The organism is Streptomyces sp. R-07 (assembly GCF_049913175.1).
GTDB lineage: Bacteria > Actinomycetota > Actinomycetes > Streptomycetales > Streptomycetaceae > Streptomyces.
The window spans coordinates 6,182,065-6,195,914 of record NZ_CP183978.1 but is presented as its reverse complement, the minus strand read 5'-3'; the positions used below and the strand labels follow the sequence as shown (position 1 = coordinate 6,195,914).

At 72.8% G+C, this 13,850-nt stretch carries 11 protein-coding genes; 8 read left to right on the top strand and 3 right to left on the bottom strand.

Annotation, left to right across the window (positions count from 1 at the left end; all coding sequences use genetic code 11):
• Positions 1 to 15: 15 nt before the first annotated feature.
• Positions 16 to 1,479, bottom strand: coding sequence for a protoporphyrinogen oxidase (gene hemG / locus ACN9M0_RS28395; protein ID WP_426404414.1), 1,464 nt, complete (start codon positions 1,477 to 1,479; stop codon positions 16 to 18).
• A gap of 139 nt (positions 1,480 to 1,618) precedes the next feature.
• Between hemG and ACN9M0_RS28390 the strand changes: the two genes are divergently transcribed.
• The 3 genes from ACN9M0_RS28390 (at position 1,619) to ACN9M0_RS28380 (ending at position 4,612) form a co-directional block, all read left to right on the top strand.
• Positions 1,619 to 2,683 carry a DUF4349 domain-containing protein gene (locus ACN9M0_RS28390; RefSeq protein WP_426404413.1) on the top strand — a complete coding sequence of 355 codons (1,065 nt, stop codon included), beginning with the start codon at positions 1,619 to 1,621 and terminating at the stop codon, positions 2,681 to 2,683.
• Between the two features lie 9 nt (positions 2,684 to 2,692).
• On the top strand, positions 2,693 to 4,105 hold the full coding sequence (locus ACN9M0_RS28385; RefSeq protein WP_366040166.1) for an FAD-dependent oxidoreductase: 1,413 nt from the start codon (positions 2,693 to 2,695) through the stop codon (positions 4,103 to 4,105).
• Between the two features lie 66 nt (positions 4,106 to 4,171).
• On the top strand, positions 4,172 to 4,612 hold the full coding sequence (locus ACN9M0_RS28380; RefSeq protein ID WP_366040167.1) for a hypothetical protein: 441 nt from the start codon (positions 4,172 to 4,174) through the stop codon (positions 4,610 to 4,612).
• 58 nt (positions 4,613 to 4,670) lie between these two features.
• On the opposite strand, the gene hemE is transcribed toward ACN9M0_RS28380, so the two are convergent.
• A complete protein-coding gene (hemE, locus tag ACN9M0_RS28375; protein ID WP_426404412.1) occupies positions 4,671 to 5,747 on the bottom strand; it encodes a uroporphyrinogen decarboxylase in 1,077 nt (358 codons plus the stop codon).
• Between the two features lie 91 nt (positions 5,748 to 5,838).
• On the opposite strand from hemE, the gene ACN9M0_RS28370 reads away from it, so the two are divergent.
• The 3 genes from ACN9M0_RS28370 (at position 5,839) to ACN9M0_RS28360 (ending at position 8,882) form a co-directional block, all read left to right on the top strand.
• Positions 5,839 to 6,531, top strand: coding sequence for a DUF3000 domain-containing protein (locus ACN9M0_RS28370; protein ID WP_366040168.1), 693 nt, complete (start codon positions 5,839 to 5,841; stop codon positions 6,529 to 6,531).
• A 321-nt stretch (positions 6,532 to 6,852) separates the two neighbouring features.
• Positions 6,853 to 7,518, top strand: a complete 666-nt coding sequence (locus ACN9M0_RS28365) for a LuxR C-terminal-related transcriptional regulator (protein WP_250917434.1) — start codon at positions 6,853 to 6,855, stop codon at positions 7,516 to 7,518.
• 80 nt (positions 7,519 to 7,598) lie between these two features.
• Entirely contained in the window at positions 7,599 to 8,882 is a 1,284-nt protein-coding gene (locus ACN9M0_RS28360; protein WP_366040169.1) for a ribonuclease D, read from the top strand.
• Between the two features lie 66 nt (positions 8,883 to 8,948).
• Here the strand turns inward: ACN9M0_RS28360 and ACN9M0_RS28355 are convergent, their stop codons facing one another.
• Positions 8,949 to 10,073: an alpha/beta hydrolase gene (locus ACN9M0_RS28355; protein ID WP_366040170.1), complete on the bottom strand. Its 1,125-nt coding sequence runs from the start codon at positions 10,071 to 10,073 to the stop codon at positions 8,949 to 8,951.
• A gap of 296 nt (positions 10,074 to 10,369) precedes the next feature.
• Here ACN9M0_RS28355 and ACN9M0_RS28350 point away from each other — a divergent pair, with 296 nt between their 5' ends.
• Both ACN9M0_RS28350 and ACN9M0_RS28345 read left to right on the top strand, forming a co-directional pair.
• Positions 10,370 to 11,584 carry a thiolase family protein gene (locus ACN9M0_RS28350; RefSeq protein WP_366040171.1) on the top strand — a complete coding sequence of 405 codons (1,215 nt, stop codon included), beginning with the start codon at positions 10,370 to 10,372 and terminating at the stop codon, positions 11,582 to 11,584.
• A complete protein-coding gene (locus tag ACN9M0_RS28345; RefSeq protein WP_426404411.1) occupies positions 11,581 to 13,719 on the top strand; it encodes a 3-hydroxyacyl-CoA dehydrogenase NAD-binding domain-containing protein in 2,139 nt (712 codons plus the stop codon). Before ACN9M0_RS28350 ends, ACN9M0_RS28345 begins: the two co-directional genes overlap by 4 nt.
• Positions 13,720 to 13,850 lie beyond the last annotated feature (131 nt).

The following is a 13,850-nucleotide window of genomic DNA, read 5'->3' as shown; positions in this document are numbered from 1 at the left end:
GCCTATTCTCGCCCGTCACGAGGAGTGCCCCGCACCGGGGTGCCCCGTTCCCGACGTGGCGATGATCTCGTCGGCCGCGCGGTGGGCCGAGGCGACGCAGGCGGGGATGCCGACACCGTCGTACGCGGCGCCCGCGAGCCGCAGTCCGGGCAGGGCGGCGACGGCCGCGCGGACGCGGGCGACGCGGGTCAGGTGACCGACCGGGTACTGGGGCAGGCCGCCGGTCCAGCGGGTGACCGTGGAGGCGACCGGGCGCGCGGAGAGTCCGGTGGCGGCGGCGAGGTCCTTGAGGGAGGCGTCGACGAGGTCGGAGTCCTCGCGGTGGAGCTGCTCCTCCTCGCCGTGGCGGCCGACGGAGGTGCGCAGCACGAACAGGTCGGGGGCACTGTCGGAGACCCACCGCCACTTCTGGCCGGAGAACGTGGAGGCCTTGATGGTGTGGCCGTCGACGGGCGGCACCAGGAACCCGGAGCCGTCCAGGGCGGGCATGTCGGAGCGGCGGAAGGCGAGGGTGATCAGGGCCATGGAGGCGTAGTCGATCGCGTCGAGCTCGGCGGCGGCGTCCGGGGCGTGGCCGCCGAGGAGCCCGGCGGCCACGCCGGCGGGGGTGGCGAGGACGACGGCGTCGGCGTCGAACGTCCGGTCCCGGGTCACGACCTGCCAGCCGGTGGCTCCGGTGCGGACCAGGGCGGTCACGGGCGCCGCGGTGAGGATCTCCCCGCCCGCCGCGCGGATCGCGTCCGCGACGGCGCCGGGAAGGGTGCCGATGCCGCCCTCGATGCCGAGGAAGACGGAACCGCCGAGGCCGGTGGCGGCGCCCGCCGCGTCGGCGGGGGTGGCGGCGCCGGCCCGCTGGACGGCCCGGACGGCCTCGGTGAGCGTGGGGTGGACGCGGGCGGCCTCGAAGAGGGCGGGGACGGCGGCCTTCATCGAGATGCGGTGGGCGTCACCGGCGTACACCCCGCCGAGGAGGGGTTCGACGAGCCGGTCGACGACCTCGTGGCCCATGCGCGCGGCGACGTACGCGCCGATGGCGATGTCCTCGCCGATCTCGGTGGGCGGCAGCTCCAGATCGCCGCCGATCCGGCGCACGCCCTCCGCGGAGAGGAGCCCCTCGACGGCGGCGGGGGCGCCGGGGACACCCATGACGTGCCCCTTCGGCATGGGGACGAGCTCGCCCCGGGACCAGACGGACGCGGTGGTCGTGGCGGGGGCCTGGAGCCGGTCGCCGAGGCCGACGGCCCGGGCGAGGGCGACCGCCTCGGGGCGGCGGGCGAGCAGCGACTCGGCGCCGAGGTCGACGGGCGCGCCCGCGATCTCCCCGGCGAGGAGCTTGCCGCCCAGCCGGGCGTCCGCTTCGAGGAGGGTCACCCGGTGGCCGGCGAGGGCCAGCCGGTGGGCGGCCGCGAGTCCGGCGATCCCGCCTCCGGCGACGACGACGTGAGGCCCGGCGTGCTGTCCCGTGGTGTCCGCGTTCATGGGACCACTCTCTCAAATCGCCCGCCCGCTCCCGTTCCGAGGCCGGACCGTGACTGCATCGCTACCGCGGGACGGCAACCTGCGCCAGGGGCTCGTACGTCCAACGGGCATCACTCTTCACCACCCTGGGGGGAATCTCGTGCGCACAGCGAGAACGACGACGGCCGCGGTCCTGCTGACGGCCTCACTGGTCCTGACCGGCTGCGGAGCGGGCGCCTCGGACACGGCCGCGGACGCCAAGGGCGGCATGGCGGCGGCGAAGCCCGCCGACGGGGCCCGGGACGCGGCGGACGCGGGCGCCGCGGACGGCTCGGCGGCGACGGGCTCGTCGGGGGCCGCCGGGAAGCCCGGGGCGAAGGCGCCGGCGCAGCAGCACGTCATCCGTACCGCCTCGCTCTCCGTCGAGGTGAAGGACGCGGCGAAGGCCCTGGCCACGGCCCGCCGGGTCGCGGCGGACGCGGGCGGGCGCGTCGAGAACGAGTCGACGGAGCGGGTCGACGACACGTACCTCGCCTCGCAGATCGTGCTGCGGGTGCCGCAGGAGCGGTACGACTCCGTCCTCACCGCGCTCGCGGGCACCGGGAAGCTGCTCGACCGGAAGGCGGACGCCAAGGACGTCACCGACCAGGTGGTGGACGTGGACAGCCGGATCGCCACCCAGCGGGCGAGCGTGGCGCGGGTGCGGGCGCTGATGGACCGGGCGGAGAAGCTGTCCGACGTGGTGACCCTGGAGGGCGAGCTGAGCCGCCGCCAGGCGGACCTGGAGGCGCTGCTCGCCCAGCAGTCCTCGCTGAAGGACCGCACCACCCTGGCGACCATCACCCTCCGCCTGTCCGAGAAGGAGAAGCCGCGGCCGGAGGAGCCGACGGAGGAGAGCCGTCCCGGTTTCGGTGACGCCCTGGGCGGCGGGTGGAACGCGCTGGTGGGCGCGGCGGCCTGGATCGGCATCGTGCTCGCCGCCCTCGCCCCGTGGCTCGCGGTCGCCCTGATCGGCTTCGTCCTGTGGCGCCGTCTCATCCGCCCGCGCCTCGCGGCCCGCACGCGTCCGGCGAACCCGGCCCCCGCCCTGCCGGACACCCCGCGGAACGCCGCCGGGGCACCCGTGGCACCCGAGCCGCCGAAGACCCCGCGTGACGCCGCCGGGACGCCCACGGCCCCCGAGGCGCCGAAGACCCCGCAGCCCCGGGAGGCCCCCGAGAAGTAGCGTCTCCCCATGAGCGAACGACTGGTGGTCATCGGTGGCGACGCGGCGGGCATGTCCGCCGCCTCGCAGGCGCGCAGGCTCAAGGGCCCCGGGGAGCTGGAGATCGTCGCCTTCGAGCGCGGGCACTTCTCCTCGTACTCGGCCTGCGGCATCCCGTACTGGGTCGGCGGCGACGTCGCCACGCGCGGGGAGCTGATCGCACGCTCCCCCGAGGAGCACCGGGCGCGTGACATCGATCTGCGGACGCGGACCGAGGTGACGGAGATCGACGTCCCGGGGCAGCGGGTCCGCTCTCGGGATCTGGAGGCGGGTACGGAGGCGTGGACGGGCTTCGACAAGCTGGTCATCGCGACCGGGGCCCGGCCGCTGCGCCCGCCGCTGCCCGGGATCGACGCGCCCGGGGTGCACGGTGTGCAGACCCTCGACGACGGCCAGGCGCTCCTCGACTCGCTGTCCGGTACGCCGGGCCGGCGGGCGGTCGTCGTCGGCGCCGGGTACATCGGGGTGGAGATGGCAGAGGCCCTGCTGAACCGGGGCTACGAGGTGACGGTCCTGACCCGGGGCGAGCAGCCGATGGCGACCCTCGATCCGGACATGGGGCGGCTCGTGCACCGGGCGATGGACGGGATGGGGATCACGACGGTCGCCTCGGCTCCGGTGACGAAGATCCTGACGGGCGATGGGGGTACCTCCCTGCTCGAGCGCAGCCGAGAGCGTGGGGGAGGCCGGGTGCGGGCGGTGGCGACGGACGCGGCCGAGTATCCGGCGGACGTGGTGGTGCTCGGCACGGGCGTGGTGCCGGAGACCGCGCTCGCGCGGGCGGCGGGGCTGCCGCTCGGGACGTACGGCGGGCTGCTCACCGACCTGGCGATGCGGGTCCGGGGCCACGGGAACATCTGGGCCGGCGGGGACTGCGTGGAGGTCCTGGACCTGGTCTCGGGCCGGGAGCGGCACGTGCCGCTCGGCACGCACGCGAACAAGCACGGCCAGATCATCGGATCGAACGTGGGCGGCGGCTACGCGACCTTCCCGGGCGTGGTGGGCACGGCGGTCTCGAAGGTGTGCGACCTGGAGATCGCCCGGACGGGCCTGCGGGAGAAGGACGCCCGGGAGGTGGGGCTGCGGTTCGTCGCGGTGACGGTCGAGTCGACGAGCCGGGCGGGCTACTACCCGGGGGCGGCGCCGATGACGGTGAAGATGCTGGCCGAGCGACGCACGGGGCGGCTGCTCGGGGTGCAGATCGTGGGCCGGGAGGGCGCGGCGAAGCGGGTGGACATCGCGGCGGTGGCGCTCACGGCGGGGCTGACGGTGGAGGCGATGACGGCCCTGGACCTGGGGTACGCGCCGCCGTTCTCACCGGTCTGGGACCCGGTCCTCATCGCGGCGCGCAAGGCGGTGGCGGCCGTTCGGGCGGCGGATTGACCCGAGCGGCGGCGTGACCGATGGTGACGAGTTGCGGCCGTATGGTGACCATGGGTCACTGATCGCATGATCAGACACACGATGCGTGCGCTCTGCGCCGCCACTCTCGTCATAGCCCCCGTCGCGCTGACCGCGACGCCCGCCCACGCGACGACCACGTGCCGGGTCAACGGCATCACCGTCAGCAGCACCAACGTCGTCGGCACGGCGGGCGCCGACTACATCACCTGCGGCTCGCTCGCCCCCGGTGACCAGGTCAGCGGCCTGGGCGGCGCCGACTACATCCTCATCGGCGGCAACGTCGGAAGCGGCGCCGTCGTCCGGGGCGGCACCGGGGGTGACTACATCACGGTCAACGGCTCCGTCGCGCCGATGGGCCAGGTCCTCGGCGAGGCGGACGGCGACTACATCCGGGTCGGCCCGAACGCGGGCGCCGTCAACGGCGGCACCGGGTTCGACCTGTGCCGGGTGGCCTCCGGCAACCCGCCCGTCAACTGCGAGGCCTGACGCCCGTCCACGGTGCGCCGCCGGAGCCCGGCGGCGCACCGTGGCGTGCGGGCACCGCTCAGCGGGCCGTCCGCATGTGCACGTACTCGACGAGACGGCTCAGGGCGTCCGGGTCCATCGCCGGCATGACGCCGTGACCCAGGTTGAAGACGTGCCCCTCCAGGTCCTTCGCGGCGGCCAGGACCTCGTCGGTCTTGGCCTCCACGACCTCGCGCGAGGCGAAGAGCACGGCCGGGTCCAGGTTGCCCTGGAGCGCCTTGCCCGGGCCCACGCGGCGGGCGGCCTCGTCGAGCGGGACGCGCCAGTCGACGCCGACGACGTCCGCGCCGGCCTCGCCCATGAGACCGAGCAGCTCGCCCGTACCGACGCCGAAGTGGATGCGCGGGACGCCGTAGTCGGCGACCGCGTCGAAGACCTTCACGGAGGCCGGCATCACCGAGCGGCGGTAGTCGGCCGGGGCGAGGGCGCCGACCCAGGAGTCGAAGAGCTGCACGGCGGAGGCGCCGGCCTCGATCTGGACCTTGAGGAAGGCGGAGGTGATCTCGGCGAGGCGGTCGAGCAGGTCGGCCCAGAGCTGCGGGTCGCCGTACATGAGCGCCTTGGTGTGCTCGTGGCTGCGCGACGGGCCGCCCTCGACGAGGTAGCTCGCGAGGGTGAAAGGCGCACCGGCGAAACCGATGAGCGGGGTGTCGCCCAGCTCCTCGGTGAGCATCCCGATGGCCTCGGTGACGTAGTGGACGTCCTCGGGCGTGAGGTCGCGCAGCCGGTCGAGGTCCGCGCGGGTGCGGATCGGGTCGGCGACGACGGGGCCGACGCCGGGCTTGATGTCGAGGTCGAGCCCGATGGCCTTGAGGGGGACGACGATGTCGCTGAAGTAGATGGCCGCGTCGACCTTGTGGCGCCGCACCGGCTGGAGCGTGATCTCGGTGACCAGCTCGGGCCGCATGCACGACTCCAGCATGGGGATGCCCTCGCGGACCTTCAGGTACTCGGGGAGGGAGCGCCCGGCCTGCCGCATGAACCAGACGGGCGTGTGGGGCACGGGCTCGCGCCGGCATGCCTTGAGGAACGCGGAGTCGTACGTCCGCGACTGCTGCTTCGTCTGCTGGCCCTGCGGGCTGTCCATGGCACTCACGCCCAGAATCTTCGCATGTGGCGGGAAGCCGCTCGTCCGGGCCGGGTGTCCCTCCCTGCACGGAGGCCCCGTTCCGCCTACTCTTCCCCGCATGGCTGCGGCTCAGGGACATTTTTCCGATCATTCCGACGGCGATCGAGGGACGGACGAAACAGCGGACAGCAAGGAGACGAACCCGGTTCCGCCCGCGTTCCGGCGGGCGGTGGAGGCCTTGCGGTCGGCGAGGCTGCGGTCCGAGATCGAGATCGACCCGACCAGGCCGCCGCAGCGGCTCGCCCCGTACGCGTACGCGGTGGAGGCGGCCGTCGTGGACGGCGAGGAGGACCTGGCGGACGGGCGGCTCGTACTGCTGCACGATCCGGACGGGCACGAGGCCTGGAAGGGCACGTTCCGCCTGGTGACCCTGGTCCGGGCGGAGCTGGAGCCGGAGATGGCGGCGGATCCGCTGCTGCCCGAGGTGTGCTGGTCCTGGCTGACCGGGGCCATGGAGGCGCGGGGGCTCGCGTACGGGGAGGCGAGCGGGACCGTGACGATGGCGGGCTCGCACTACTTCGGCGGTCTCGCGGACCGCAGGCCGGCGACCCAGATCGAGATCCGGGCGTCCTGGACCCCGCGCGAGGGCCTGGGCGGGGTGCCGGACACGGGGGCGCACCTGGCGGCCTGGTGCGATCTGCTCTGCCAGATCGCGGGACTGCCGCCCGCACCGGCGGATCCGGGGGCGGGGACGGTGACGGGCGCGGGGGTCGTCTCACTGCCCCAGCGACGGGGCCCCCAGGGAGCCTGAGGGTGCGCCCGCGGGGGGCCTGAGGCCACCACCCGCGGGGGCTTGAGCGGGCACGCCCGCGGCGGGTCTGCGGGTGTCCGGGAGGGGCCGTCCCGGGGTCCCTCGTGGGTCCCTCGCGGGGGTGACGGGGCGGGGCCCGCTCGTAGGATGATCGATCACGCGTCCGAATTGCCCTAATTATTACTCACCAAATCGTGATCTTTCCCTAAAGGCGGGCGGCCCAGCTGCCGAAGGAGTCAGTGACCCCTTCACAGCACGGGTTCGCCCCCGGCTTCTTCCCCGAGCCGGCTCCGTCCCGCACCCTTCCCCCCAGGAGGCCTGGTGTCCGTTCTCCTCGAGCAGCCCGCAAGCCTGGTCGCCTACCGCCCGAACAAGCCGACGGCCATGGTCGTCGTGGCCGATCCGCGCGTCCGTTCCACCGTGACCCGCCACCTGTGGGCCCTCGGAGTACGCGACGTGATCGAGGCTTCGTCCATCGCGGAGGCCCGTCCCCGCGTCGGCAACCCACGCGACATCTGCGTGGCCGACGTCCACCTGCCCGACGGCAGCGGCCTGACCCTGCTGTCCGAGACCCGCGCCGCGGGCTGGCCCAACGGCCTCGCCCTCTCGGCCGCCGATGACATCGGCGCCGTACGCAACGCCCTGGCGGGCGGCGTGAAGGGCTATGTCGTGACCGGTACCCGGACCAACATCGGTCACCCCACCCGCCCCGGCGCCGCCCCCATCGGCGCCGCGGCATCCCGCCTGGGCCACCGCCGCCCCCCGGGTGCTCCGAGCCACCCGGGCGGCTACCGCGAGCTCTCCGGCCGCGAGGTCGAGGTGCTGCGGCTCGTCGCGGAGGGCCAGTCGAACAAGGCGATCGGCGTCTCCATGGGCCTCTCCGCCCTGACCGTCAAGAGCCACCTCGCCCGCATCGCCCGCAAGCTGGGCACCGGCGACCGCGCCGGCATGGTCGCGGTGGCCCTGCGGACGGGCATCATCCACTGACGGCCGGTGGACACGGGCCCGCGCCTGTCGACGGAACGTTCCGTCGACAGGCGCTTGCCGTTCACCGATACCCTTGACACGTGACCGACGCCCAAGAGACCGCAGCAGACACAGCACTGCGCACCACCGGGGGCGGCCCCCCGGACGACGATGTCCCTGCGAATGGGCTTCCGATCCCGTTGCTGGAGCCCCGCGAGGGGATTCCGCCCGTCGTCGAGACGGAGGAAGCCCTCGCCGAGGTGATCGCCGCGTTCGCCGCCGGAAGCGGTCCCGTGGCCGTGGACGCCGAGCGCGCCTCCGGCTACCGCTACGGCCAGCGCGCCTACCTCGTCCAGCTCCGCCGCGAGGGCGCGGGCACCGCCCTCGTCGACCCCGTCGGCTGCCCCGACCTCTCGGGGCTCGGCGAGGCGCTCGCCGGGACCGAGTGGATCCTGCACGCCGCGACGCAGGACCTCCCGTGCCTCCGTGACATAGGCATGCTCCCCACCTCGCTCTTCGACACCGAGCTCGCCGGGCGCCTCGCGGGCTTCCCGCGGGTCGGCCTCGGCGCGATGGTCGAGTCCGTCCTCGGCTACGCCCTGGAGAAGGGCCACTCGGCCGTGGACTGGTCGACCCGTCCGCTGCCCGAGCCGTGGCTCCGGTACGCGGCCCTGGACGTCGAGCTGCTCGTCGACCTGCGGGACGCCCTGGAGAAGGAGCTCGACCGGCAGGGGAAGCTGGAGTGGGCCCACCAGGAGTTCGACGCGATCGCCTCGGCCCCGCCCGCCCCGCCCCGCAAGGACCCGTGGCGCCGGACCTCCGGCATGCACAAGGTGCGCCGCCGTCGCCAGATGGCGGTCGTACGGGAGCTGTGGACGGCCCGTGACAAGGTCGCCCAGCGGCGTGACGTCTCCCCCGGCAAGGTGCTGAGCGACGCGGCGATCGTGGAGGCGGCGCTCTCGGTGCCGCTGAACGTGGCCGCGCTCACCGCGCTGCCCGGCTTCGGCAACCGGATGGGCCGCCGTCAGCTGGAGCAGTGGCAGGCCGCGGTGGACCGGGCCAGGGCCCTCCCGGAGAGCGAGCTGCCCCAGCCGGGCCAGCAGGTGGCGGGCCCGCCCCCGCCGCGCGCCTGGGCGGACAAGGACCCGGCCGCTGCGGCCCGCCTCGCGGCGGCCCGCACGGCGGTCTCGGCCCTCGCGGAGGAGCTGAACCTCCCCCAGGAGAACCTGATCACCCCGGACACGGTGCGCCGCGTCTGCTGGGAGCCGCCGAACCCGGCGACCCCGGACACGGTCGCGGCGGCCCTCGCCGGCTACGGCGCCCGGCCGTGGCAGGTGGAGCTGGTGACCCCGCTGCTGGTGAAGGCGCTGACGGCGACGGCGTGAACCCGCCCGGAGAGCCCCCGGTGCCCGGAGAGGCGCCGGGGGCTCCGCCGTGTCCCGGGACGGGCCCTACGGGGCCGGGCTGAGGTTCCCGTCGAGGTCCATGTCGAAGACACCCTGGGTCTTGCCGTCGACCTTGAGGTGTTTGAGCCAGTGCTTCGAGAGCTCGTGCACGTTCCCGTGCTGGATCTCCCACGGGGCGGAATGCCCCGCGCAGTCCAGCTTGACCATCAGCTTGTGGGCGCCCGTGACGGAGTTGTAGAGCGCGGGGACGGAGAAGTTGAGCTCCGGGTTGCTGCTGGGCGGTTTCGTGTTGGCCTGCCTGTCGTGCTCCCCGTACACGAGCAGCACGGGCACGCTTCCGCCGAGCACCCCGCCCTGCGCCGCGGTGGTCTCGTTCCATCCCCACCGGGCGAAGCTCCGGTACCGGCTGAGCCCGTCGATGTTCCCCCAGACGCTGCCGACCGGATCGCTCTTCAGCAACGCGTCCCAGACCACGTCGACGATGCCCTCCTCACGCTGACCGTCGCAGTGCAGTTCGCCGGCCCAGCCCTGGTCCAGTCCCTTCTTCGTGCTGAGGTTGGTCGGGAAGCCCGGCACCGGCAGCGACGCCGGAGGATTCGAGGTGCCCTTGGCCGGGAAGATCGGCGCCAGCAGGAACAGGCTCTCGACCTCGCCGGGGTTCTTGACCGCGTACGGCCCCATCCAGAACGCGGCGGCGGACCAGCCGATGAAGGCGACCTTGTCCGCCTCGCACAGCTTGCGGATGAACGTCACGACGGTGTGCAGCTCGTCCCGGTCGCTGTTGGAGTCGTTCAGCTGGTACGGGTAGTTCGGCAGGCCCGGCGTGAATCCCGGCGGCCGCGGCGTCAGCAGGTTCTGCTGGTTGGGGTTGACGTTGCGGGGGTCGCCCATCGTGGGCCGCGCCGAGAGGCCGGAGCCCTGGAGGTCCATCAGGAAGACGTCGTAGCCGGCCTGCGCCAACGCCCCGGCCCAGCTGTACGTCTTGTACCGGAGGTCGAAGCCCGGGAGCACCGGGATGCTCCGGCCGTGGAGCATGAGGACCGGCTTGCGCTTCTGTCCGGGGGGCGTGCCGTTCCGCTCCCGTACGAAGAGCTCGACCTCCTCGTCCTTGTTGGCGGGGACGGTGGACGTGTGCCAGACCCAGTGGTCGGTGGTGGTGACCTTCGCCATGGGAGTCCGTTCTGTCGGGGGGGCCGGGGCCCTACACCCCGGTCCGGCCAGCGTCTTCCGGGCGGGGGGCGGGTGCCACGGCACGGCCGCCCCGCTGGGCCCATCGGGTTGCCGGACCGTCCCAACGGAGGGGCGCGCGGAAGGGGCGCGCGCGGTGGTGCGGGGTGTGACCTTCGCCGCTTGGCCCTCAGGGGCTGGGCAGCTTGGTTACCCACAAGTAGCATGGGTGGAGCAAGCGCACGCTTAGGCGTGGGCCGCAGCAGCAGTGCCACCCCGCACCCTGGAGGAGAGCCATCGTGCCTCGTACCGTCAGGGACGTCGTCTTCGTCGACGGCGTCCGCACCCCGTTCGGCAAGGCGGGCCCGAAGGGCATCTACCACGAGACCCGCGCCGACGACCTCGTCGTCAAGGCCATCCGGGAGCTGCTGCGCCGCAACCCGGGCCTCGACCCCGCGCAGATCGACGAGGTCGCCATCGCCGCGACCACGCAGATCGGTGACCAGGGTCTGACCCTCGGCCGTACGGCGGGCATCCTCGCCGGCCTGCCGCAGTCGGTGCCGGGCTACTCCATCGACCGCATGTGCGCCGGTGCCCTCACGGCCGTGACCAGCGTCGCCGGTTCGATCGCGTTCGGCGCGTACGACGCCGTCATCGCCGGTGGCGTCGAGCACATGGGCCGCCACCCCATGGGCGAGGGCGTCGACCCGAACCCGCGCTTCGTCAGCGAGAAGCTGGTCGACGAGTCCGCCCTCTTCATGGGCATGACCGCCGAGAACCTGCACGACCGCTACCCGAGCATCACCAAGCAGCGGGCCGACGAGTACGCCGTGCGCTCGCAGGAGAAGGCCGCCAAGGCGTACGCCGACGGCAAGATCCAGCAGGACCTGGTGCCGATCTCGGTGCGCCGCACCGACGCCTCCACCGGTGAGACCGGCTGGGGCCTGGTCACCGCCGACGAGCCGATGCGCCCGGGCACCACCCTGGAGTCGCTGGCCAACCTGAAGACGCCGTTCCGCGTCCACGGCAACGTCACCGCGGGCAACGCGGCCGGTCTCAACGACGGCGCCACCGCCTCGATCATCGCCTCCGAGGACTTCGCCCGGGAGAACAACCTCCCGGTCAAGATGCGCCTCGTCTCCTACGCCTTCGCCGGCGTCGAGCCCGAGGTCATGGGCTACGGCCCGATCCCGGCGACCGAGAAGGCCCTCGCCAAGGCCGGTCTGTCCATCGAGGACATCGACCTCTTCGAGATCAACGAGGCCTTCGCGGTCCAGGTCCTCGCGTTCCTGGAGCACTACGGCATCGCCGACGACGACGCCCGCGTGAACCAGTACGGCGGCGCGATCGCCTACGGTCACCCGCTCGCCTCCTCCGGCGTCCGTCTGATGACGCAGCTGGCCCGCCAGTTCGAGGAGAACCCGCAGGTCCGCTACGGCCTCAACACCATGTGCGTCGGCTTCGGCATGGGCGCGACGGTCATCTGGGAAAACCCCCACTGGGAGGGCAAGTGAGCACCACCGCCGAGCTTCTGAAGGGCGCCGCCGAGCTCTTCCCGGACGAGGTCGTGACCTCGGCCCACGTACGGCACTTCGAACTGCCCGCGGGTGCGGGCCGGTTCGCGCTGATCACGCTGGACAACGGCTTCGACCACACCAAGCCGACCACCTTCGGCCCGCAGTCCCTCGCCAACCTGAACACGGCGATCGACCAGGTCGAGGCCGAGGCCGCGAACGGTGAGATCGTCGGCGTCGGCATTACCGGCAAGCCGTTCATCTTCGCCGTCGGCGCCGACCTCAAGGGCGTCGAGCTGCTCAAGAAGCACGACGAGGCGCTCGCCATCGGCAAGGGCGGCCACGACGTCTTCAAGCGCCTCTCCGCGCTCGCCGTGCCGACCTTCGCGTACTACAACGGCGCGGCCATGGGCGGCGGTGTCGAGGTCGGTCTGCACTGCACCTACCGCACCGTGTCGAAGGCCCTGCCGGCCTTCTCGCTGCCCGAGGTCTTCCTCGGCCTGGTGCCCGGCTGGGGCGGCTGCGCCATCCTGCCGAACCTGATCGGCGCCGAGAAGGCCGTCTCGGTCATCATCGAGAACTCGCTGAACCAGAACCGTCAGCTCAAGGGCAAGCAGGTCTTCGAGCTCGGCATCGCCGACGCGCTGTTCGAGGGTGCCGACTTCCTGGAGCAGTCCCTCATCTGGACCGCCGGCGTCCTCAACGGCTCCGTGGCCGTAGAGCGCCCGGAGATCGACCGCGGCGAGGCCTGGGACCAGGCCGTCGCCAAGGGCCGTCTCGTCGCCGACTCCAAGGTGCACGGCGCCGCCCCCGCCGCCTACCGCGCCCTCGACATCATCGAGGCCGCCAAGGACGGGGACCTGCAGAAGGGCTTCGACGCCGAGGACCAGGCCCTCGCGGACCTGATCATGGGCGGCGAGCTGCGCTCCGGCATCTACGCCTTCAACCTGGTGCAGAAGCGCGGCAAGCGCCCCGCCGGTGCCCCGGACAAGTCGCTGGCCCGCCCGGTCACCAAGGTCGGTGTCGTCGGCGCCGGTCTGATGGCCTCCCAGCTGGCCCTGCTCTTCCTGCGCCGCCTGGAGGTGCCGGTCGTCCTGACCGACATCGACCAGGAGCGCATCGACAAGGGCGTGGGCTACGTCCACGGCGAGATCGAGAAGCTGCTCGGCAAGGGCCGTATCAACCAGGACAAGGCCAACCGTCTCAAGGGCCTGGTCTCCGGTGTGCTCGACAAGGCCGCGGGCTTCGCGGACGCGGACTTCATCATCGAGGCCGTGTTCGAAGAGATGGGCGTCAAGCAGCAGGTGTTCGCGGAGGTCGAGGCGGTCGCCCCGGCGCACGCGATCCTCGCCACCAACACCTCCTCGCTGTCCGTCTCGGAGATGGCCTCCAAGCTCCAGCACCCGGAGCGCGTGGTCGGCTTCCACTTCTTCAACCCGGTCGCGATCCTCCCGCTCCTGGAGATCGTCCGCGGCGAGAAGACGGACGACGCCTCCCTGGCCACCGCGTTCGGTGTCGCCAAGAAGCTGAAGAAGACCGCGGTCCTCACCAAGGACGCCCCGGCGTTCGTCGTGAACCGCATCCTGACCCGCTTCATGGGCGAGATCCAGAACGTCATCGACGAGGGCACCTCGGTCGAGACCGCCGAGAAGGCGATCGAGCCGCTCGGCCTGCCGATGTCGCCGCTGGTGCTCCTGGAGCTCGTCGGCCCGGCGATCGGTCTGCACGTCTCCGAGACGCTGAACCGCTCCTTCCCCGAGCGCTTCAAGGTCTCCCCCAACCTGAAGGCGGTCGTCGAGGCCGGCAAGCGCGGCTTCTACGTCTACAACGCGGAGAACGGCTTCAAGCCGGAGCTCGACCCCGCGGTCGCCGCGCTGCTCAAGCAGGGCGACGTCGTCCTGACGGAGGAGCAGGTCCGCGACCGCGTCCTGGACGCGGTCGCGCAGGAGATCGGCCTGATGCTGGAGGAGGGTGTCGTCGCCGAGGCGCAGGACATCGACCTCTGCCTGATCACGGGCGCGGGCTGGCCCTTCCACCTGGGCGGCATCACGCCGTACCTGGACCGTGAGGGCGTCTCCGAGCGCGTCAACGGCAAGCGTTTCCTGGCGCAGGGCGTGGCGAGCGTCCCGGCGTAACACCTCAGGGCGTGACAGAACGGCCCCGGCACCTTCTCCAGGTGCCGGGGCCGTTCCGTGGTCACGGGGCCGTTCCGTGGTCACGGGGCCGTTCCGTGGTCACGGGGCCGTTCCGTGGTCACGGGGCCGTT

Coding starts and splice junctions, on each gene's coding strand:
- ACN9M0_RS28385 (WP_366040166.1), top strand. CDS start 2,693: ATGAGCGAACGACTGGTGGTCATCGGTGGCGACGCGGCGGGCATGTCC.
- ACN9M0_RS28380 (WP_366040167.1), top strand. CDS start 4,172: ATGATCAGACACACGATGCGTGCGCTCTGCGCCGCCACTCTCGTCATA.
- ACN9M0_RS28370 (WP_366040168.1), top strand. CDS start 5,839: ATGGCTGCGGCTCAGGGACATTTTTCCGATCATTCCGACGGCGATCGA.
- hemG (WP_426404414.1), bottom strand. CDS start 1,479: ATGAACGCGGACACCACGGGACAGCACGCCGGGCCTCACGTCGTCGTC.
- ACN9M0_RS28355 (WP_366040170.1), bottom strand. CDS start 10,073: ATGGCGAAGGTCACCACCACCGACCACTGGGTCTGGCACACGTCCACC.